Raw genomic sequence first — 20,348 nt, forward strand, 5'->3', positions numbered from 1 at the left:
GCCCCCCCCCCCCCCCCCCCGGCCCCCCCCCCCCCCCCCGCCCCCCCCCCCCCCCCCCCCCCCCCCCCCCCCCCCCCTGCCGCCGTTCGTTCCGCTGTTCCGTGGTGCCTATTCCGTAGCCCACTTCAGGGGCTCCTTGTAGAAGCCCCGGGCGTAGGTGACGTGCGTGACCTTCTTGCCGTCCGGCACGATGAAGGGAACGCAGAACGTCTGCTCGTCGCCCTGCTTCCAGGTGGCGTCGAGGTTCTGCTCCTTGCAGTCGGCCGGCCGGCTGCTGAGGTCGCCGATCAGGATGAGGTGCGTGCCGCGCTGTTCCTGCTCGGAGACGGTGCCGACGTCCGTCGACAGCATCGGGCCCTTGATCTCCTTGTCACCGCCGGCGAGCTTGGCCTTCATATAGACCCACGCGAGCGTCTTCCCCTGGTACTTGCTGGCGTCCAGTTCGGTGAGGTCGGAGGCCTTTCCCATGACGACGCGCTGCGCCGTGATGATGAATTCGCCCTTCTTGCCGTACCGCTCGTCCTCCTGCTTCTCCGGGTTGGGCTGCCCGAGCTTGAGCGGCTTCGCGGAATCGGCGGAGGATTTCGGCTTCGCGGAGTTTCCGCCCGACGTGGTGTCGCCGGAATCGTCGCAGGCGGTCAGCGCGGTGGCGGCGAGTACCGCGCCGGCCACGGCGAGTACGGAACGCCGGCGAGTTCCGAACATGATGTGCGTCAGCAAGGTGTCCCCGTTGTTTGTGGTGCTTTTCCGGTTCCCGAAACCGGAATTGGCCCACGAGTGTACGTGCACCTCCACGGCGTCCCGGCGGGCGGGGCCGGTCGTGGGCCCCGCCCGCCGGGCGGAGGTCAGCGGCCGGAGGCGATGACGCGCTTGCCGCGCTGGTCGAGCGGGACGGGAATCGTCCGCGCGACGGCGCCGCGCTTCTGCCGTCCGTCGAGCGGCTTCTGAACGGCGTTGATGTTCAGGGAGACGCCCTGGCCGCCGGAGAACGTGCCGCTCGCGAAGGCGTTCACGCCGTCCGCGGTGATCTCGTAGCCCGTGGTGTCGACGATGTCGTGGGCGCGGCAGTCGCGGAGGACCTCCTCGATCGGCACGAACCACAGCCAGTGGAGGTCGCCGTCGTGGTTGAGGTCGACCTTCTCGTTGAACCAGACGGCGACGTTGCCGGTCATGGAGACCGTGGCGGTCCAGTCGATGTCGTACTTCTGCGTGCCGACGACCAGCGACGCCTCGACGACGGACTTCGCCGGGATCTTCAGCGGGAGGTCCACGCTCCAGTTCTGCGTCTCCTTGTGGGAGAACTCCTGCGTCGAGGACAGGCTCGCCTCGATCGACGTCGTCTCGCTGACCTTGGCGACCGCCGGTATCTCCGCCGAGACCTCCATCGTGACGCCGATCTTGAGCGATTCGGTCACCGAGATCCGCAGGTCCTGCTCGGTCGTCTTGCTCTGCCTGTACGTGACGAGCTGCTCGACGTCCGTGCCGTTGCGGTAGTTGGTGGACACGGAGCTGACCTGGCCGGGCACGGGGGAGGGGGCGCTGGGGTCGTAGACGATCCCGCTGTACTTCACCTTGACCTGGTGCTGGTGGTAGTCACCGAGCGAGCTCTGCTTGCCGTAATCCGTCGACGCGGTGTAGCGGCAGCCACCGGAGTTGGGGAAACGCTCCTTGGCCATCCACTGTCCCCACGCGTCCGTTATCTCCTGGAGGGAACGGGTGGCGCCCTTTCCCTTTCCCGCGGCCTGCCGGCGGGGCGCGGCGGAGGCATTGCCGGAAGTGGCGAGGGAAACGGGAAGGGCCGCGGCGACCCCGGCGGCGGGGGCGAACGTCAGGAGGCGCCGTCTGGAGACATGACTCATTGAATTCCGTACTTTCTTGCGTGCGTTGACGGCGGAACGGGCGAAGTGGCGTGCGGGATCGCCGAATCCGCCGTCGTCCGTGCTGGGAGGGACTTTGGTCAAGAGAGTCCCAAACGCATCATGGCGTTACTCTCGCCCCATGTCTACCGCTGGTAACAGAAAATGTCGTAGCGTCAGTTGCATGCCGAAGTGGCGAGAAATGTACGTACGCACAGCGAGGCGCCGCCCGCTGATGCGGGCGACGCCGAGGGGGTCCCTCCGCCGCCGGTCCGGACGCGTGGTGCCACCGGGGCAGCGGCCGACCGCTCATCAGGAGCCGCTGGCCGCCCGCGCGGGGCGGCGTCCCCGGTGGCCCGGACACATCCGGCCAGGAGGGGCCCCGGCCGTCCGGCCGGTCATTCCGACCGACCGGTCAACCGGTCAACTCTTCCATCCCGACTCCTCACCCTGGACCACGCACAGGCCCCAGATGACGAACGCGCACAGCGCGATGACCACGATCGACCAGAGCGGGTAGTAGGGGATCGACAGGAAGTTGGCGATGAGCAGCAGGGCCGCCAGCGCGATGCCGAGGACCCTGGCCCACAGGGAGACCTTGAACAGGCCTATGCCGACCATGATCGCCAGGATGCCCAGGAGGAGATGTATCCAGCCCCAGCCCGTCAGGTTGAACTTGAAGATGTAGTTGGGCGTGGTCAGGTACACGTGATCGTGGACCAGCGCCATGATGCCCCGGAACACGTCCAGGAACCCGATGACCAGCATCATCACCGCTGCGAACACGGTCAGTCCGCCGGCCGCGGCCTGGCTCCTCTCGGTACGCGGGTTGAGCGAGGACGACATGACTCCACCTCCAGCGTCGGTGTCCGACTCTTCTCAGCGTCACCGCCCGCGGGACCCGCCCGCATCGCCCGAACCGGGTGAGTCGCGGCCGCCCGGCGGCGGTCAGAGCAGGTGCAGCTCGCGTCCGCGCTCGACCGCCGCGCGGCGGCGCGAGACGCAGAGCTTGTGGTAGATGCTGCGCAGATGCGTCTTGACGGTGTTGGCCGACAGGTGGAGCTCGGCCGCGATCTCGTCCGTGGACAGCATCCGGGCCACACAGCCGAGCACCTCGAGCTCCCGCGCGCTGAGCGGCTCCACGTGCGCGGGCACGGGTGAGGGAGCCCCCGCCTCCTGTCCCGCACCCCCCTCCCGCGCGATCCAGGACGCGGACGGCAGCGCCGCCCCGTCGTGGCCGCCGGGCCCGTCGAGCAGCGGCCACAGCCACGGCCCGGCCTCGGTGAAGGGCCTGCGTAGCCGCTCGGGACGGGCCGCTTCCAGGGCTCCGGCGAGCAGCTCGCGCGCGGTGTCCTGGTCACCGTCGAGCAGGGCCGCGTGCGCCCGCAGCAGCGCCGCGCGGACCCGCAGCGGCAGGCCCGGCCGCCGGGGCCCGCCGGACCGGTCGGCGTGCCGGGCGAGCCGTAGCGCCCGCCCGGTGCGGCCCTCGGCGAGGCGGGCGTGCGCCAGGGCGAGGACGACGGCGGGGCCGTCGGTCCCCGCGCCGTGCAGGACGGCGGCCGCGGCCCGGGCGTCGCCGCCGGCCAGGGCGACGGAGGAGCGCTCCACGGCCAGGAGCTCGGCGGCCGGCGGGACGGGGGGCCCGGCCGCGCGGGGCTGTTCGTCGAGCGCGGCCAGGGCCGCCCGCGGCCGGCCGGCGGCCAGTTCCAGGCGCCCGCGGAGGACGGCTCGCGCGGCCGCCGTCACGGGGTCGTCGCGCAGGTCGGGGCCGTCCCCGGCGGCGTCGAGGTGGTGCCGGGCGGCACCGGGGTCGTCGCGTTCCCAGGCGACCGCCGCCAGGGCGAGGTGCGCGGCCCCGTGCCGGCGCCCGGGGCCCCGTCCGGGCGGGCCGGTCAGCGCGAGGGACCGCAGCGCGTGCTCCTCCGCGGCCCCCAGCGCCCCGTCGGCGCTCTCGGCGAAAGCGAGCATGCCGAGGGCCTCGTGCCGGACGAGGACGGTGCTCTCGCCGGCGCAGGCCGCGGCCGCCGCCGCGAGACTCTCCCGGGCCGCTCCGGTGTCCCCGGCGGCCAGCAGCGCGCGGCCGAGCCCGAGCAGCCGCAGCGCCTCGAACTCGGGGTGCGCCTCGACCAGGGCCGGGTCCAGGCGGGCCGCGAGTGCCCCGGCGGTACGCGCCGTCGCCAGGACCCGTACGCGCTCTTCCCGCGCACCGCCCTCGTACGCACCGCTCAGCAGGCGCAGCAGCGCGTGGACGTGCCGGACCACGGGGTCAGGGCGCTCCCGTCCGGCGCGCCGGCGGCGCCCGGCCTCGGCGAGCCAGCGGCGGCACCCCGCGCGGTCGTGGTCCGCCAGGCGCCGCACGGCGGCCAGCAGGGCCGCCTCGGGGCCGGGCACGTCGGTGGGCATGCCGTGGAGCAGCCCGGCGATCCGCTCGGCCTCGGGCCCGGCGAGCAGGGCCGCGACCGGCGCGTGCCGGAGGGCCTCGCGGGCGCAGAACCGCCAGTCGCCGGCCTCGGCCGCCTGCTCCAGTGCCTCGGCGAGCCGGCCCTCCGCGGCGAGCAGGCGGGCGGCGCGGGCGTGGAGGCGCGGTGCGAGCTCGGGCCGCCGGGTGCGCAGGTACGTCCGGAGGACCGACGCGAAGAGCGGGTGCAGGCGGTACCAGGTGGCGCCCGGGGGCGCGTCCCCTGAGGCGGGCTCGGGTGCCGGGCCCGCCTCGACGAAGGCGTTGGCGCGGACCAGCCCGTCCAGGACGCGCCCGGCGTCACGGCGGCCCGTGAGCGCGTCCGCCAGGGCGGGGGTGACCGGGTCGAGGACGCTGGTCCGTACGAGCAGGTCCCGTGCGGCGGGGTGGCGGTGGTCGAGGACCTCGGCGAGCAGGTAGTCGGCGACGGCGTGCTCGGGCCCCGCGGGGGAGCGGGCGAAGCCGGCGGGGTCGTCCGAGTCCCGCATGGCCAGGGCGCACAGCCGCAGTCCGGTGGCCCAGCCCTCGGTCCTCCCGGTCAGGGCGCGGACGGTGTCCTCGCCGGGGGTGAGGCCGTGTCCGCGCAGGAGTTCCGCCGCCTCGGCGGCCGTGAAGGACAGGTCGGCCCCCCGGATCTCGGTGAGCCGGCCCTCGGCGCGGTAGCGGTGCAGCGGCAGCGCGGGCGCGGACCGGCCGGTCAGCACGAGCCGGAGCAGGGGCCCGGCGTGGTCGAGCGTGTACGCCAGGGCGGCCGCGACGTCGCGGCCCGGGAGGCGCTCGAAGCCGTCGAGGACGAGGACCACCGGTTCGGGCAGTGCCGCCACGGCCGAGGCGAGCCGGTCCGGCAGCCCGTGGCCGCGGGCCCTGGAGGACACGGGCGGGCGCGCGGAGCCGGGCACACCGGGCAGCGCGCGGCTCAGGGCCTCGCAGACGCAGGACCAGAAGACGTCCGGGGCGTCGTCGCGCGTGTCCAGCGTCAGCCAGGCGACGGGCATCGGCCGGGGGCGGCCGTCCGTACGGGCCCAGCAGGCGGCGAGCGCGGTCTTGCCGGCCCCCGCCGGGCCCGTGACCAGGGTCAGTGGACCGTTCACGCCGTCGGTGAGCCGGTCGAGGAGCCGTTTTCGGAGCACATGGGCGCGGGGGAGCGGGGGTACCGCGAACTTCGCCGCCGGCAAGGGCTCCCCCTGGTCGGGGTATCCGGTCGGGGGCATCCGATCACCACCTGTGCGCGAGCACGAGCGAGGCCCCGAGCTGCTCCGCACCATGCTGGCGCGTCCCCGCCGGTGATCGCCACGCGAGGCGGCGCCCGCGCGGCCCGGCGGCCGGGGCCCGACGGAACCCCGCCCGAGGTCAGCGGCCCCGGCCGCCGCCTGTGCCGGAGCGCGGCCGCAGCATGGCGGCGGCCAGGATGGCGGGTGCCATCACGATCAGGGCGAGCGTGACCACGGACGTGCCGCGGGCGGGCTGCTTCGCCGGCGCCTTGGCGTAGGCGCGGCGCACCCGCGGCGGGGCGGCCCGTACGCGCTGTGGGGCGACCGGCTCCGCCGCCGGGGCCGGTGGCGCGGGAGCGGCCTTCGCGCGGGCGGGCGCCGCGGGCTCCGGCGGCGCGGGAACGGCCGGCGGCGCGGGCGGTACGGACACGACGGGCCGCACGGCCGGCGCCACGCGCGGCTCCGGGACCGGGGGCGGCGGCGGGACCACGGGCAGGATCACCGGCGCCGGCGGTTCCGGGAGCCGGCAGGGTGCCCGCCAGACGGCGTCGAGGGACAGCAGCGGCGTGACGACGCTCAGGCACCCCGCACCCCGGTCGGTGACGCGCAGCCGCACGCCGACCGGTAGGTCGCCGACCGGCAGGCCGAGACGGACGCCGGCGTCGAGGAGCGACGGCGCCCGGTCGGGCGGCACCGCCGCCCGGTCCCCGGGGGCGGTGGCCGGCGTCGTGTCACCGGCCACCGCTCGCTTCGCGCCCTCGTTCCCGTCCGCGACCGCGCCGGCCGCCGGGACGAGTACGACGGCAACGGTCAACACCACAGCGGCAGTTCTCGGCCATCCCCTCACCCGCAACAGCTTGCACACCCCCGGGCGGCCACCGCCACGATCGGCCGCCGATTCCTCCGATGGACGGAAGATCGGTTCGGTGTGCTGCCGCCGTCCTCCGCCCGGACGTCCTCCCGTCGCGCCGCGGCGGCGCGGGCGGCGGCCCCGGTCCGGTCCCGTAACCCGGCAGCTATTCCCGGGAAGTTGCGGGCCGCCCGGTACCGGCTACCGGGGGGTAGACAGGGCGGGACTCAACCGCGCGGGTGACAAATGACCGCCATTCCGCTGTCAACAAAGAGCGGACGGCCCCGGTCGCGCGACGATACCCGGGACCGAGGCCCCATCAGCCCCTCGGACCATGTCTCTGTGCGGAGGAACCATGTACGCTGCCGAGCTGGCTGCGAAGCTTGTCGAGCCCAGTGCCGAGGAAGAACGCCTGGCCGAGGAGTACGTCACCCTCCTGGGGGCGGTCTCCGCCATGGACCGGGCGCTGCGCGCGGGCGACTGGAGCCGGGCCCAGGAGGAGGCCGACCAGCTCATGAGCGCGGCGGAGGAGATGTGGTCGGCGCTCTCCGAGCCCGACGCGGACGGCGGCACGGGCGACTCGCCGGTCGTGGCCGACCCGCTGAAGGTCCGCCAGCTCGTCGCGGTCTATGCCAGGCCCCACGCGGTGGGCCGGGCGCTGTACCCCGCCGACTCGATCGACGACCCCGGGCTGCGGGCCGCCGTGGAGAACGAGGACGCCACGCGGACCGAGGACGACGAGGACCTGGTCCCCTGTCCGTCATGAACCGGTGACGGTGGCGGCCCCCAGGTCGACGAGCGCCCGGACGGGCAGGTGGTCGCTGGGGAAGCGGCCCCGCTCGGCATAGGTGTCGATGTCGGCCCGGAGTGTGCGGACCGAGCGGGACGCCAGGATCCAGTCGACGCGGTCCCCGTCCGGCACCAGCGGCCCGTAGCCGTGGAAGGTGGCGTACTGGGGACCGCGCTCGGCGGCACCGTCCCAGGTGTCCACGAGCGCTCCGCCGTCCAGCATCGCGTCGTAGACGGGGTTGCGGTGCGCGGCGACGTTGAAGTCGCCGGTCACCACGCGGGGCAGGGCCGGGTCGAGCTCCCGCAGCCGGCGCGTGATCAGCTCGGCGCCCCGCTCGCGCGCGTACTGGTGGGCGTGGTCGAGGTGGGTGTTGAGCGCGTAGAACCGCGCCCCGGTGCGCCGGTCGGTGAACCGCACCCAGCTCGCCATGCGGATCACCGTGTTGCCCCAGGTGGCGGAGCCGATCAGGGCCGGGGTGGCGGACAGCCAGAAGTGGTCGTACTCCTCGGCCACGAGCCGCCGGGCGTCGTAGAAGAGGGCGGTGTGCTCGTCGTGGCTGCCCCCGGCCCGGCCCAGACCGATCCAGGCGTAGCGCGCGCCGAGGTCGTCCGCGATGTCCCGCAGCTGCCCGTGGAGCCCTTCCTGGGTGCCCATCAGGTGGGGGCGCGTCCGGTGCAGGAGGCCGCGCATGACCGGGCGGCGCTCGGACCAGGGGTGGGGGCCCGTCTCGGACGCGAACCGCAGGTTGAAGCTCATCACCCGCAGGGCCCGCTCCCGCCCCCGGTCCCGCGGCGCGGCCGCCGCGGCGGGGGCGGCGAGCGCCTGCCCCGCGGTCACGGCGCCGGCCGCGTACAGGGCCGCCCGGCGGCTCACCGGCGGTCCGTTCCGGGGACGGGGCGCGGGTCCGGTCCCGGGCGTGGGCGCGGATCTGTGCACGGGCGGCCTCCGGGGTCCGGCTCGGCGACGGGCGTCACCTTCCTTCCCGGACGGCGGGCCACCGTAATCGCCCCTTCCGGTGAGCGGGCGGAGATGGCCGGAAATGCTCTCCGACGTGTTCCGGACACGGGGGAGTTCACCTGTGCGATTGCCGCTCCGGTGGCCCGTACCTAGCCTCCCCCGGGTGACGATTCCCACCGAGCCCATCGGCAGCATCCCCCGTACCCCCGAGCTGCTGGCCGCCCTGGCGGCCCACGCCACGGGCGAACTCGGCGACGCCGAGCTCGCCGCCGCGCAGGACCTCGCGGTCCGCGACACAATCCGCCGCCTGGAGGAGACCGGCTTGCCGGTCGTCACCGACGGCGAGCAGGCCAAACCGAGCTTCGCGACGTACCCCCTCACGGGCTTCGACCGGCTGGCGCCCGACGGGGTCGTGATCCCGTTCGCCGACGGGCACACGCGGCGGCTGCCCCGGCTCACGGGCGGTCCGCTGCGCTACGCCGTCCACGCCGACCGCTACCTCACGGCCGCCCTCCGGCACGCGAACGTCCCGGTCAAGCAGGCCGTCATCGCCGCCTCGGCGCTGAGCCTGCTCTACCCCGCCGACGGGATCGACGGCTATCCGCGCGAGACGTTCCTCGACGACGTGGTGTCCGGGGCGGAGGCGGACATCCGCCGCTGCCTGGAGGCGGGCGCCCACGCCGTCCAGATCGACTTCACCGAGGCGCGCCTCTCGCTGAAGCTGGACCCGTCCGGCGGCGTGCTGGAGCAGTTCATCGCGCTCAACAACCGGGTCCTGGAGCGGTTCTCCGACGCCGAGCGGGCCCGGATCGGGGTGCACACCTGCCCGGGCGGGGACCAGGACTCCACCCACAGCGCCGACGTCGACTACGCGGAGCTGCTGCCCCGGCTGCTGCGCCTGCGGGCCGGTGCCTTCTACGTCCAGCTCGCGAGTGAACCGGATCCGGACAAGGTGCTCGCCACGATCGCCGACCACCTGCCCGCCGAGGCGCGGATCTTCGTCGGCGTGACCGACCCGATCGACCCGCGTATCGAGACGCCGGAGGAGGTGCGCGACCGGGTGCTCGCCGCGGCCCGGCACCTGCCCGCGGACCGCCTGGGCACGTGCGACGACTGCGGGTTCTCCCCGTTCGCCGACGACACGTCCACCTCGCGCGAGACGGCCTTCGCCAAGATCCGGGCCCGCGTCGAGGGGACCGCCCTGGCCGCCGGCGCGCTGGGGCTCTGAGGCCGCCCCCCGGGACGTCCGTCCCGGCGGCGCGCGGCCGCCGGGACGCCGCCCGGGAATGTCCTTGGAATGTCAGCCAGTTGGCGTGTTCACCCATCCTGTGTCATAAAAGGTGACATGGCGGATACGTTCAGGAACGCCGAGGCCGAAATCAAGATCATCCTCTCTGGTGGGACGGCCGAGGACGCCTGCCGGTCCCTGGGGCTCGACCCCAAGGACGGCAAGCGCCTCGGCATCTGGTTCTGGGACGCCCCACGGGCGGACGGCGACGGCGTTCGTCTCCCCCTGGCCGAGGCCGGGGCCATCATCCGGCTGCGCAGGCCGGCCAAGGGCGACAAGGGCGACCTCACCGCGAAGCTCCGGCCGTGCGACCCGGCGGCGCTGCCCGCGCGGTGGCGCGAGAACCGCGACGGCAAGGGCTGGGAGTTCAAGGTCGAGGAGGACTGGAGCGGCCGCAACCGCGTCTGGTCGGCCTCGCTCAAGGTGGACGGGGACTTCGAGCGGCCCGACGACGACGAGGGCGAGGGGCCCTCCGGGCGGCCCCCGCTGACCCCGGACCAGTGCGACCTGCTGGCGAGCGCCGGGGTCGCGGACGACGCCCTGCGGGACGCCGTCGCGCTCGGCCCGGTCCGGGCCGTCAAGTGGAAGCCGGCCCGCCAGGACCTGGTCCACCCGGTCACCGCCGAGTTCTGGAGCGTCGGCGACGACGGCCTCCGCTTCCTCGAACTGTCCCTGCGCGCCCGGCACTCCGACGCCCCGCGCGCCCAGGAGCTCCTGGAACGCACCGTGCTGGAGCGAGGCCTCAGCCCCGCCCCGCAGCAGGCGTCGAAGACCCAGACGGTCATGGCCGAACTCGCCCGGAACCACCTGCGCCGGGCGCGCTGACCGGGACGGGCGTCAGGACCGGCGGACCGTCAGGACGACCGGCGGAGCGTCAGGATGTCGGCGTCGCAGTGGACGATCTCGAGGACCCGCCCCGGCCGGTCCGCCTCGTCGAAGGTGACGACGAGCGTCCGCCCGTCCTTGGCGGTCCACCGGCCCCGTACGCTCCCGGGGACGTCGGCCGGGCCGATGGGGTGGTCGGTGAACGTGCCGTCGGCGCCGATGTCCATGGCCCGCCGGCCGCGCGCGGGCGGGAGCGGCCGGTCGGCCGGACGGTAGACGGTCACGTCCTCGGTGTCCTCCTCGTGGGAGTGCACCCACTGCCGGAACAGCTCGCCGGTCGGCTCGCTCATGCTCATGGCCCCACCCTCCCACGGGACCGCCCGGGGCGCTGCGGGATGATGCCCGGATGCACTACGACGACGCCTTGATCGGCCACTGGAGCAGCGCTCCCTTCGACTACGGCGTGATGGAGACCAGCGCCCTCGCCTTCCTGCCGGACGGCCGCGGCTGGGCCGAGCTCAGCAATCTCGGCGGGACGAGCGTCACCCGCTTCCGCTGGCACTGCCCGGAACCCGGGCGGCTGGAGATGCGGGCGGAGTGGTCCGCCAGCGGTACCTGGGAGCCGGACACCGGGGGCTTCTCGTCCGTGGACACCCAGGGCCCCTGCGAGGAGGTCACCGTCGTCGGCTACTCCTTCGGCACCGAGGAATCGTTCGTCTCCGGCCCGCTGCCGGCCCTGCGGTTCGACGAGCCGGTGGAGTTCGCCGAGACGTACGCCCGGCGCGGGCGTGAGATCACGCCCGCCCAGGACCCGTCGTACTCCGTCCTGCCCTACGCCTGAGCCTCAGCCGGCGTTCATGTAGTCGGCCCAGATGCGCGCGGGGAACGCGTTCCCGCGCTGCTCGGTGTCGCCGCCCACGTCCGACATGGGCAGCAGCTGCGGCTCGTCCGGCTTCGCGCGGAACATCGTCACCGCCGTGGAGAGCTTGTCGGTGGAGCCGATGAACCACGCCGACCGCAACCGGTCCTGGTCGCCGGTGCGGCCGGCCGCGAAGGGCCCGACGCGCTCGGCGGCGCCGGAGTCCATGTCGTCCGCGCTCTTCGCGCCGGCCTCGCGCAGGACGTCCGCGACCCCGTCCGCCACGTCGGCGTCCAGCGCCCGCCGGGCCTTGGCCCTGCTCTCGAAGCCGCCGATGGACGTGCCGTCCTTGAGCAGCCGGGTCACCGAGTAGGGGTCGTTCTGCAGGCCGTGGCTGACGAGGGTGCCGTACGCCCCCGCCATGCGGACCGCGCTCGGCGTGGACGTGCCGATGGGGAAGGTCTGCTCGAGCTCCGCCATGCTGTCGCGGAGCAGGCCGGTCCGTACGGCGGTGTCCCGTACCTTCTCCAGCCCCACGTCCTTGCCCAGCTGGACGTAGGTGGCGTTGCCGCCGCTCAGCAGCGCCTGGCGCAGGGTGGGGTGGGCGTCGTCGGGCCCGTTGCCGTCCGGCGCGACGTTCAGCCCGCCGTCGCCGTAGTAGCTGCCGGGCCGCACGTCCTGCCGCCGGCCGTCCCCGTTGGCGGGGAGCGCGCCGTTCTCGAGCGCCGAGGCCAGCACGAACGGCTTGAAGGCCGAGCCCACGGGCACGCCGAAGGTGTCGGCGTTGTTCGTGAAGTGCTGGGTGGCGTCCGGTCCGCCGTAGAGGGCGAGGACCGCGCCGTCGGAGGGCCGGACCGACGCGGCGCCCACCTGGACGCCCTCGTCGGCGGAACGCTTCTTCGGGTCGATGTTCTTCGCCAGTACGCCCTCCACCGCGGCGTTCAGCTGCCGCACGCGCTTCTTGTCGAAGGTCGTGTAGATCTTGTAGCCGCCCTGGGCGAGCTCCTGGTCGGTGAGCAGAGTGCGCTGCTTCAGGTATTTGTTCGCGACGTCGACCAGGTAGCCCGTCTGGCCGCCCAGACTGGTGGACGTGGACTGCTTGCGCGGCTCCGGGAAGGTCCGGTACTTCTCGCGCTCCTCCTTGTCCATGAGGCCGGCCTTGACCTGCCGGTCGAGGATCCATTTCCAGCGGTCCACGGCCCGCGCGTGGTTGTTCGCGCTCGTCGACGGGTCGTAGAGGTCGGCGCCCTTGAGGAGGGCGGCGAGGAGGGCGCCCTGGCCGGGGTTCAGCTTCTTGGCCGGAACGCCGTAGTAGGCCTGCGCCGCCGCCTCGATCCCGTAGGCGCCGCGCCCGAACCAGCTGGTGTTGAGGTATCCCTGGAGGATCTCGTCCTTGCTCTTCGTCCGGTCCACCTTCAGGGAGATGACGAACTCCTTGAGCTTCCGGGAGACGGTCTGCTCCTGGGAGAGGTAGGTGTTCTTCACGTACTGCTGGGTGATGGTGGAGCCGCCCTGGGTCTCCTCGCCGTTGACGGTGCTGGCGAAGGCCCGGACGATGCCCTGGAACGAGACGCCGGAATCCCGGTAGAAGCTCTCGTTCTCGGCGGCGATCACCGCGTGCTGGACGGACTTCGGCACGTCCGACAGGCTGACGATGTTGCGGTTGAAGGCGCCCACGCTCACCATCTGGGTGCCGTCCGACCAGTAGTAGGTGTTGGCCTCCCGGCGGGCCGCGGCGTTCTCGTCCGGTATGTCGAAGGTGGTGTAGGCCCAGGCGAAGAGGCCGGCCAGGCAGCCCACGCCGAGAGTTAACACCGAGGCGAGCTGGCGCCACGACGGCAGCCACCGCCGGACGCCGCGCCTGCCGCGGCGTGGGTAGTCGATGAACCGTCTGCCGGCCGCCGCATCGGGCGTGCGGTTCCTGCGGGGGCGGGACGTACCCCGGGGGGACGTACTCCGGTGTCTGCTCACTGCCGGTTGCACCTCGACGCTGGGACTCGGGGGGAAGTCGGGGACACCGGAGAAGACGATCTTCGGAGGGTGACCGGTTGGCTGTTTCAGATGATGGTTGTGTGACAGGTGATGACCGTGTGACGGCGGTGTGATGGCGGTGTGGTGGCCGTATGACGGGCGGTCGTATGGCGGGTGGCCGTATGCCGGCGGGGCCCCGGCCGGTCGCCGGCCGGGGCCCCGGGTGCGGTCGTGCCGCGGGTCCTACCTCCCCGACGCGGTGAGCGAGCAGGTGGCCGTGGCCGTCCTGCGCGGGTCGCTCTCCGAGCGGGCGGTGAGCGTGATCTTGCCGTTCCGGGCCGCGCCCGCCTTCGCGGTCACGGCGACGTCGACCGGCACGGAGGTGCTGGCGGAGGCGGTGGCCAGGCGGTTGGGCAGCCAGGCGGACCAGCCGCGTCCCGAGGTCTCGGCGGACAGCCGGTAGACGTCCGACGACAGCCGCCGGTCGCCGTCCGGCGCCGGCCGGCCGGTGTTGGCCAGCCCGAAGGTGCACAGGGCGCGGCCGTCGGCGGGCTTGCCCCGGGCGGTGCCCCGGCCGAGGGCCACACCGCGCTCCCGCGGGCCGGAGCCGTCCAGGGAGCGGACGCCGATGTCGTAGGAGAGCACGCCGGCGGCGTCCCGTCGCATGCCGATGATGTAGAAGTGCAGCCGGTTGGCCCGGTCGACGTACTCGTACGAGCTGCCGGAGTCGGCCCCGGCGTGGAAGAGGGCGTCGCTCAGCTGCCGGTAGTCACCGATGGTGATCTTCTGCGGGGTGCCGTCGGGGCGCCGGAAGTCCACCATGCCGATGTCCTCGGGGTGGGCGTCGACCACCCAGGCGAAGGGGGCGCGGTCGGCGTTCTTGGTCTTGCCCAGCAGGACGCCGTGGTCGGGGGTGAAGGAGTCCATGCCCATGCGGTCGACGACCTCGACCGTGTAGTTCTCGTAGCCGCCGCCGTCGCACAGCGGGTCGGTGGCCCGGTCGCAGGACGGGGAGAGGTCGCGGCCCATGGTGATGTTCACGCCGGCGAGGCCCTGCTCGCCGGGCGGCGCCGAGCGGGCGGTGATCCGGGCGACGACGGGTCCGGAGTCCTTGAGGGCGTCGCGGTCGAGTCGCAGGACGTTCTTCCCGTCGACGATGCCGAGCTTCATCTTGTCCCGCAGGACGTGCTGGGCGCCCATCGAGCCGCCCGCCGTGGCGGGGATCCGCCAGCGGGTGTGCGGTCCGCCGGGGCCGTTGAAGGAGCCGCGCGAGAGCATGCCCCAGATGCCGGTGTAGGCGCGGCTGAGCGGGGTGCCGTAGGGGTTGTTGTAGTTGTCCCCGATGCCCAGGATGTGGCTGAGTTCGTGGGCGAAGGTGGCCATGCCGGAGCTCTCGGCCTGGGTGGAGGAGCCGTCCGCCGCGTTGGGCCAGATGCGGGCGGCGGCCTGCCAGGAGGTCCACGGCACATAGCGTGTCCGGGCCGCGTTGCCCCCGGAGGGGATGGGGGAGGGCGGGCCCCAGGCGGCCGGCACCTCCTCGGGCGAGGCGAATGTCATCGGCCCGAACTCCTGCCAGGCGGAGGACTCGTCCACGCCGGCGGTGAGGTAGAAGACGAAGTCGAAGTCGCCGGGCCGGTCCGCGCCCACGTCGGCGACCCAGGCGCGCTTCCCGTCGGCGCGGATGTCCTTGCCGCAGGTGTCGCCGGACGGGCAGGCGCCGGGGTTCATCCCGGGCTCGATGCCGTACTGGTACGACTTCCCCGGCATGCGGTAGACGCCGAACGAGGTCAGCTCGACGCCGAAGCGGCCGCCGGAGTCCTCCATCCAGTACTCGTTGATGGTGTGGCCGTGGTTGAGCGGTCCGGGCGTGTTGAGGAAGTCCTGGTAGAACCGCGCCAGTCGCTCGCGGGGGACGCCCGAGGCCTCCGGCCGCGGGTTGCCGAACCGGCCGCCGCCGGGCGGCCTGCTCGCGGAGAACTCCTCGTCCGGGTAGTCGAGGAGGACCAGCGCGCCCTTGAACATGCGTGTGGTCGGCTTGACGGCGGGGTCGGCCCAGCGGGTGCCGGGCACCGCGCGGTAGTCGGCCCACGTCATGTCGTCGGGGTTGCGCCAGTGCTGCGGGTCGACCGGCTGGACGAGGGCCGGCCGGGGACGGGGAGCGGTGTCCGGCGCGGCCCCGGCGGGACCGGCCGCGACGGCGGCGAGCGTGCCGAAGAGCGCGGCGATGAGGCCCGTTCGGCGTAATCGGCGGATGTGTCTGTGGCGGAGGGACAAGGTTCACCTCTTGCCCGGAGTCGTTGGATGGGGGCATGACAACCAGCGGGATGTCCGAGGCCGCAGTGGCCAAGGTAGAGCGGGGAGGAGGGTGGCGCCAGAGTGCCCGCGCGCCGTTCCCGGGGCGGCCGGGCCGGGGTCCGGCCCGGGTGCCCCACCCGACCCGACACTCCTCGCAAATCACGCGTGCTGCGGCTGAAAGGGTGGAGGATGGGGCACGGCGTCAGAAAGGGCGGATTTCGCCCGTTCATAAAGATTCGCTCATTCACGAAGAAGGGGCAGGCGAGGAGATGCCGCCCATCAGGGTCCGGGAGCGCAGAGCATGACGAACACCCCAACCACCCCTGCGGCCGGATCGGGCTCGACCGACCGGGCGTCGAAGGGGGAGCGGCTCGCGACCTGGGCCGACGGCCGGATCGGCGTCTTCTCGCTCGCCAAGCCGAACCTGCGGAAGATCTTCCCGGACCACTGGTCCTTCATGCTGGGCGAGGTCGCGCTCTACTCGTTCGTCATCATCATCCTGACCGGCGTCTATCTGACGCTGTGGTTCAAGCCCAGCATGGACGAGGTCCACTACGTCGGGCCGTACGCGCCGCTCGAAGGCGTCCTGATGTCGCAGGCGTACAAGTCGACGCTCGACATCAGCTTCGACGTCAAGGGCGGGCTGCTGCTGCGTCAGCTGCACCACTGGGCGGCGCTGGTCTTCATCATGGCGATGCTGGTGCACATGATGCGCGTCTTCTTCACCGGCGCGTTCCGCAAGCCGCGCGAGCTCAACTGGCTCATCGGCGCTGGCCTGTTGATCCTCGGCATGTTCGACGGCTTCATGGGCTACTCGCTCCCGGACGACCTGCTCTCCGGCACCGGCATCCGGTTCATGGAGGGCGCGATCCTCTCCCTGCCGATCATCGGCACGTATCTGGTGTTCTTCATCTTCGGCGGCCAGTTCCCGGGCACCATCTGGGTGTCGCGCATGTTCACCGTCCATGTGCTGCTGATCCCCGGCATCATGGTCGCGCTGCTGGCCGCCCACCTGATGCTGGTCTTCTACCACAAGCACACCCAGGGCTACGGCCCCGGCCGGAACAACAGGAACGTCGTCGGCATGCCCCTGATGCCGGTGTACATGGCCAAGGCCGGCGGCTTCTTCTTCCTCGTCTTCGGCATCCTGTCCGTCTTCTCCGCCATCGCGCAGGTCAACCCGATCTGGTCGTACGGCCCCTACCGGCCGGACCAGGTCACCACCGACGCGCAGCCCGACTGGTACATGGGCTACTCCGAGGGCCTCATCCGCGTGATGCCCGGCTGGGAGATCAACTTCCTGGGGCACACCCTGGTGCTGGGCGTGCTCATCCCGCTGCTGGTCTTCCCCGCGATCCTGCTCTCGCTGTGGCTCTATCCCTTCTTCGAGTCCTGGCTCACCGGGGACAAACGCGAGCACCACATCGCGGAACGGCCCCGCAACAACCCCTCCCGTACCGCGTTCGGCGCCGCCTGGATCTCCGAGTACGCGCTCCTGCTGGTCGGCGGCGGCAACGACCTCTTCGCCACGCACTTCAGCCTCTCGCTGAACGCCATCACCTGGACCGTGCGCATCGGGTTCTTCGTCCTGCCCGTGCTCGTCTTCGTCGTCGTCAAGCGGTGGTGCCTGGGGCTCCAGCGCCGCGACCGGGAGAAGGTCCTCCACGGCCGCGAGGCGGGCATCATCGTCCGCAAGCCGCACGGGGAGTTCGTCGAGGTCCACGAGCCGCTGCCGCAGTCCAGCCTCTACTCGCTGACCGCGCACGAGCAGTACGCCCCGCGCGAGCTCCCGCCGGAGGTGGACGAGAACGGCACCCGGCGGAAGATCTCCTGGACGGAGCGGTTCCGGGTCCGGCTGTCCCAGGCGTACTTCGGTCCCGGCGGCCAGATCGCCAAGCCGACGGCGGCCGAGCACCGGGAGATCCAGGAGGCGCACGCGCACGGCGCCGAGCACGAGCCGGTCGCCGAGCGCAGCCACTGACCGCGACGCACCGGGCAGGGCGGTGATCCGTGAGACGACTGCCGGGCGCCGGCCTCCTCGCCCGGGCCCTGGCCCGGGGCCGGCCCTACCCCTACGGCCTGCTGGTCCCGGTGGCGAACGTCGCCACGCCCACCGCCGCCGAGGAGATCCGCCGGTTCCTCGCCGCCTGGCGGATCCGCTCCACCGTCGCCCCCTACACCCACCGGCGGCGCGGGAGCGCCCCCTGGACGCTCCAGGTGCTGGTCTTCGCCGACGACGCCGGACGGGCCCGGCGGCTGGTCAACGACTGGACCCTGCCGGCCGGCGCACCCGACGGGCCGCCCGGCCCCTGACACCGGTGGACCGGCCGCCGGGCCCGGGGCCGGGCGGACGCCTCGGGGGGCGCCGGGGGCCCGGGGGGAGTAAGCAGGAGAGATGAGCCTTCCGCAGGGTTCCGCGGGCCTCCTCGGCCGGGTGCGGCGCTACCACCCCGCCCTGATCGCGGTACCGCTCGGGCTCATCGTGGTGATCATGGTGCTCGACCTGGTGACCGGGCCGGACATCCACCTCGGACCGCTACTCGTCGCCGCCCCGGCGCTCGCCGCGGCCATCGGCGGCCCCCGGCTGACCGCCGCGGTCGGCGCCCTGGCCGTATCCGCCCAGATCTTCCTGGCCTTCATCTTCGGCCGGGCGATGACGCCGGACAACCAGGCCCAGACCGTGGCGCTCTTCCTGGCCACCGTCTTCATCGTGGCCTTCCGCGCCGTCCACGCGCGCCACGAGCGGGCCCTGGACCGGGTGCGGTCGGTGGCCGACGTGGCGCAGAAGGTGCTGCTCCAGCCGCTCCCGCCGCGCATCGGCCCGCTGCGCATCGCCTCGGTCTACGTGGCCGCCGAGGCCGAGGCCCGGATCGGCGGTGACCTCTACGCGGCCGTCCGCACCCGGGACGGGACCCGGGTCATGATCGGGGACGTGCGCGGCAAGGGGCTGACGGCCGTCGGGGACGCCGCCCTGCTGCTGGGTGCCTTCCGCGCGGCCGCGCACCGCTACCCGCCCTTCCCCCGGCTGGTCGCGCACCTGCAGAACACCGTCTACTGGGACGTGGAGGGCCTCATCGACGACGCGGCGGCAGGGGAGAGCTTCGTGACCGCCCTGGTCCTGGAGATCCCGGACGACGAGCCGTCGGTCCAGCTGATCAACTGCGGCCACCCCCCGCCCCTGCTGCTGAGCGACGGTACGGTCAGCCCGCTCCTGAGCGAGCCCGCCCTCCCGCTCGGACTGGCCGGCGACGTCTCGGAGCGCGACTACACGCCCGCGATCTTCCCCTACCGGGAGGGCGACCTGCTCCTGCTCTACACCGACGGGGTCGTCGAGGCCCGGGACTCCCGGGGCGTCTTCTACCCGCTCGCCGACCGCCTCGCCGCATGGGGGGAGAGCGACCCCGCGCTGCTCGTCCACCGCGTCCACCAGGACCTCCTCGCGCATGTGGGCGGGGCGCTCGACGACGACGTCGCGCTGGTCGCCCTCCAGCGGTGTCCCTGACCGGCGGCGGGGCGGCCGAGGGCGCGGCGGGGGAGGGGAACGAAGCAATCCGGCCCTTCCGGGCGGCCGCCGCGCGGAACGCTTCCCGCCGGTCCCCGGAACCGGGCGGTCCGGGCGGTGCGCCGCGGCATGGCCCGGCGCCGGCGGGCCCGGGGGCAACACCGGTGGTCGGCGCGTCGTACGGGCCCGGGACGGCGGCCGGCGCGCCGTACGGACCGCGCGGCGGCCGGAGCCCGGCTGGCCGCATCCGATCGCTCGGCGAGCGGCGCGAATGTGCCCCAAGTGGCGTTCTTTTACTAACGCTTAGCCGAGACGTGACTCTATCTTGGCAATCCCCGCCGGCCGGGCACGGTGCTCGGACGAGGGCGGACCGCACCGGACGGTGTCCGGGACGGCCGCCCCCGCGCACGCCGGCCCGCGGGGTGCCGTGAGCAGACCTGCCGGCCCGAGCTTCGCGGGCGAGGAGCCGGCGGCGACGGACACCACCACAGACCAACTGCCGGGAGGATACCCATGAGTCACGCGCAGCGGCTGCGCACCGCCGTCGAGAGCGAGGGCACCACACCGCTCATCGGCGTCTTCGACATGTTCTCCGCGTCCGTTTCGGCCCAGCACTACGACGGCATGTTCGTCTCCGGCTTCGGGTTCGCCGCGTCCCACTACGGCCTGCCCGACATCGGTTTCATCGCCTGGCCGGACATCGTGGCCTTCGTCCAGCGCCTCCGCCTGGCCTTCCCGCGCCAGCACCTGCTCGTCGACATCGACGACGGCTACGTCGACCCCGAGACCGCCTGCCACGTGGTCGCCCAGCTGGAGGCGGCCGGCGCCTCCGGCGTCATCCTGGAGGACCAGAAGCGGCCCCGGCGCTGCGGGCACGTCGACGGCAAGCAGGTCCTGCCGCTGGAGGAGTACCTGGAGAAGCTCACCATGGTGCTCGAGACGCGGCGCGACCTGGTGGTCGTCGCCCGGACCGACGCGACGGAGGAGGACGAGATCCTGCGCCGCGCCAAGGCGCTGGCGGCGACCGACGCGGACGTGATCCTCGTCGACGGCGTGCGCAGCGTCGACTGGATCACCAAGGTGCGCAGGGTCATCGGCGACAAGCCGCTGCTGTTCAACCAGATCGCGGGCGGCAGGTCGCCCCGGCTGTCCCTGTCGGAGCTCGGCGACCTGGGCGTCAACGTCGCCATCTACAGCACGCCCTGCCTCTTCGCCGCGCAGAGCGCCATCGACAGCGCGCTGTCGGAGCTGAAGAAGGCCGACGGCCGGCTGCCGCGGCACACCGCGGACAGCATCGGCGTCGCCGAGTCCCTGGCCCTGCTGGAGCGCAACATCAGCAGGCACCACGACCGGGAGCCCGTGGGCTGACCACGCCACCACCGGGGGGGGGGGGGGGGGGGGGGGGGGGGGGGGGGAAAAACAACCCCCCCCCCCCCCCCACAGCGAAAAGAAAAAACCCCCACCGCCCCCCCCACACGAGGAAGGC

The 20,348-nt window shown here is 73.3% G+C and carries 17 protein-coding genes; 8 read left to right on the forward strand and 9 right to left on the reverse strand.

Translation table 11 applies throughout. The features are described 5' to 3' along the window. Nucleotides 1-108: 108 nt before the first annotated feature. From AC07BS_RS34160 to AC07BS_RS34180, 5 genes are all read right to left on the reverse strand, one after another. Nucleotides 109-705, reverse strand: coding sequence for a hypothetical protein (locus AC07BS_RS34160; protein WP_478935468.1), 597 nt, complete (start codon nucleotides 703-705; stop codon nucleotides 109-111). A gap of 140 nt (nucleotides 706-845) precedes the next feature. Then, entirely contained in the window at nucleotides 846-1,859 is a 1,014-nt protein-coding gene (locus AC07BS_RS34165; protein ID WP_478643911.1) for an ETX/MTX2 family pore-forming toxin, read from the reverse strand. A 420-nt stretch (nucleotides 1,860-2,279) separates the two neighbouring features. Further along, nucleotides 2,280-2,702, reverse strand: coding sequence for a DUF7144 family membrane protein (locus AC07BS_RS34170; protein ID WP_478935470.1), 423 nt, complete (start codon nucleotides 2,700-2,702; stop codon nucleotides 2,280-2,282). A 102-nt stretch (nucleotides 2,703-2,804) separates the two neighbouring features. After that, a complete protein-coding gene (locus tag AC07BS_RS34175; RefSeq protein ID WP_478935471.1) occupies nucleotides 2,805-5,525 on the reverse strand; it encodes a winged helix-turn-helix domain-containing protein in 2,721 nt (906 codons plus the stop codon). A gap of 139 nt (nucleotides 5,526-5,664) precedes the next feature. Continuing rightward, entirely contained in the window at nucleotides 5,665-6,345 is a 681-nt protein-coding gene (locus tag AC07BS_RS34180; RefSeq protein WP_478935472.1) for a hypothetical protein, read from the reverse strand. 385 nt (nucleotides 6,346-6,730) lie between these two features. Between AC07BS_RS34180 and AC07BS_RS34185 the strand changes: the two genes are divergently transcribed. Further along, nucleotides 6,731-7,141, forward strand: coding sequence for a hypothetical protein (locus AC07BS_RS34185; RefSeq protein WP_478643904.1), 411 nt, complete (start codon nucleotides 6,731-6,733; stop codon nucleotides 7,139-7,141). On the opposite strand, the gene AC07BS_RS34190 is transcribed toward AC07BS_RS34185, so the two are convergent. Next, nucleotides 7,136-8,038, reverse strand: coding sequence for an endonuclease/exonuclease/phosphatase family protein (locus AC07BS_RS34190; protein WP_478935474.1), 903 nt, complete (start codon nucleotides 8,036-8,038; stop codon nucleotides 7,136-7,138). The two genes, AC07BS_RS34185 and AC07BS_RS34190, sit on opposite strands and share 6 nt — an antisense overlap. A 247-nt stretch (nucleotides 8,039-8,285) precedes the next feature. Between AC07BS_RS34190 and AC07BS_RS34195 the strand changes: the two genes are divergently transcribed. Together AC07BS_RS34195 and AC07BS_RS34200 are read left to right on the forward strand one after the other, a co-directional pair. Then, nucleotides 8,286-9,350: a uroporphyrinogen decarboxylase/cobalamine-independent methonine synthase family protein gene (locus tag AC07BS_RS34195; RefSeq protein ID WP_478935475.1), complete on the forward strand. Its 1,065-nt coding sequence runs from the start codon at nucleotides 8,286-8,288 to the stop codon at nucleotides 9,348-9,350. A 117-nt stretch (nucleotides 9,351-9,467) separates the two neighbouring features. After that, nucleotides 9,468-10,235, forward strand: coding sequence for a hypothetical protein (locus AC07BS_RS34200; RefSeq protein ID WP_478935476.1), 768 nt, complete (start codon nucleotides 9,468-9,470; stop codon nucleotides 10,233-10,235). 29 nt (nucleotides 10,236-10,264) lie between these two features. Here AC07BS_RS34200 and AC07BS_RS34205 read toward each other — a convergent pair whose 3' ends face one another. After that, nucleotides 10,265-10,585 carry a hypothetical protein gene (locus AC07BS_RS34205; RefSeq protein ID WP_478643898.1) on the reverse strand — a complete coding sequence of 107 codons (321 nt, stop codon included), beginning with the start codon at nucleotides 10,583-10,585 and terminating at the stop codon, nucleotides 10,265-10,267. 56 nt (nucleotides 10,586-10,641) lie between these two features. On the opposite strand from AC07BS_RS34205, the gene AC07BS_RS34210 reads away from it, so the two are divergent. Then, a complete protein-coding gene (locus AC07BS_RS34210) occupies nucleotides 10,642-11,076 on the forward strand; it encodes a hypothetical protein (RefSeq protein ID WP_478935478.1) in 435 nt (144 codons plus the stop codon). 3 nt (nucleotides 11,077-11,079) lie between these two features. On the opposite strand, the gene AC07BS_RS34215 is transcribed toward AC07BS_RS34210, so the two are convergent. Both AC07BS_RS34215 and AC07BS_RS34220 read right to left on the reverse strand, forming a co-directional pair. Then, complete coding sequence (locus AC07BS_RS34215) at nucleotides 11,080-12,909, reverse strand: transglycosylase domain-containing protein (RefSeq protein ID WP_478935479.1); 1,830 nt, start codon at nucleotides 12,907-12,909, stop codon at nucleotides 11,080-11,082. Between the two features lie 399 nt (nucleotides 12,910-13,308). Next, entirely contained in the window at nucleotides 13,309-15,339 is a 2,031-nt protein-coding gene (locus tag AC07BS_RS34220; RefSeq protein ID WP_478935480.1) for a M6 family metalloprotease domain-containing protein, read from the reverse strand. Between the two features lie 322 nt (nucleotides 15,340-15,661). On the opposite strand from AC07BS_RS34220, the gene qcrB reads away from it, so the two are divergent. The 4 genes from qcrB (at nucleotide 15,662) to AC07BS_RS34240 (ending at nucleotide 20,230) form a co-directional block, all read left to right on the forward strand. Further along, nucleotides 15,662-17,341 (forward strand): cytochrome bc1 complex cytochrome b subunit, encoded by a 1,680-nt coding sequence (qcrB, locus tag AC07BS_RS34225; RefSeq protein ID WP_478935481.1) that lies wholly within the window; start codon nucleotides 15,662-15,664, stop codon nucleotides 17,339-17,341. Between the two features lie 29 nt (nucleotides 17,342-17,370). Next, nucleotides 17,371-17,673 (forward strand): hypothetical protein, encoded by a 303-nt coding sequence (locus AC07BS_RS34230; RefSeq protein WP_478643887.1) that lies wholly within the window; start codon nucleotides 17,371-17,373, stop codon nucleotides 17,671-17,673. 82 nt (nucleotides 17,674-17,755) lie between these two features. Further along, nucleotides 17,756-18,862: a PP2C family protein-serine/threonine phosphatase gene (locus tag AC07BS_RS34235; RefSeq protein WP_478935482.1), complete on the forward strand. Its 1,107-nt coding sequence runs from the start codon at nucleotides 17,756-17,758 to the stop codon at nucleotides 18,860-18,862. Nucleotides 18,863-19,375: 513 nt separating this feature from the next. Next, a complete protein-coding gene (locus AC07BS_RS34240; RefSeq protein ID WP_478643883.1) occupies nucleotides 19,376-20,230 on the forward strand; it encodes an isocitrate lyase/PEP mutase family protein in 855 nt (284 codons plus the stop codon). The last annotated feature ends 118 nt before the right edge of the window (nucleotides 20,231-20,348 follow it).

Source organism: Streptomyces sp. NPDC044063 (assembly GCF_056434285.1).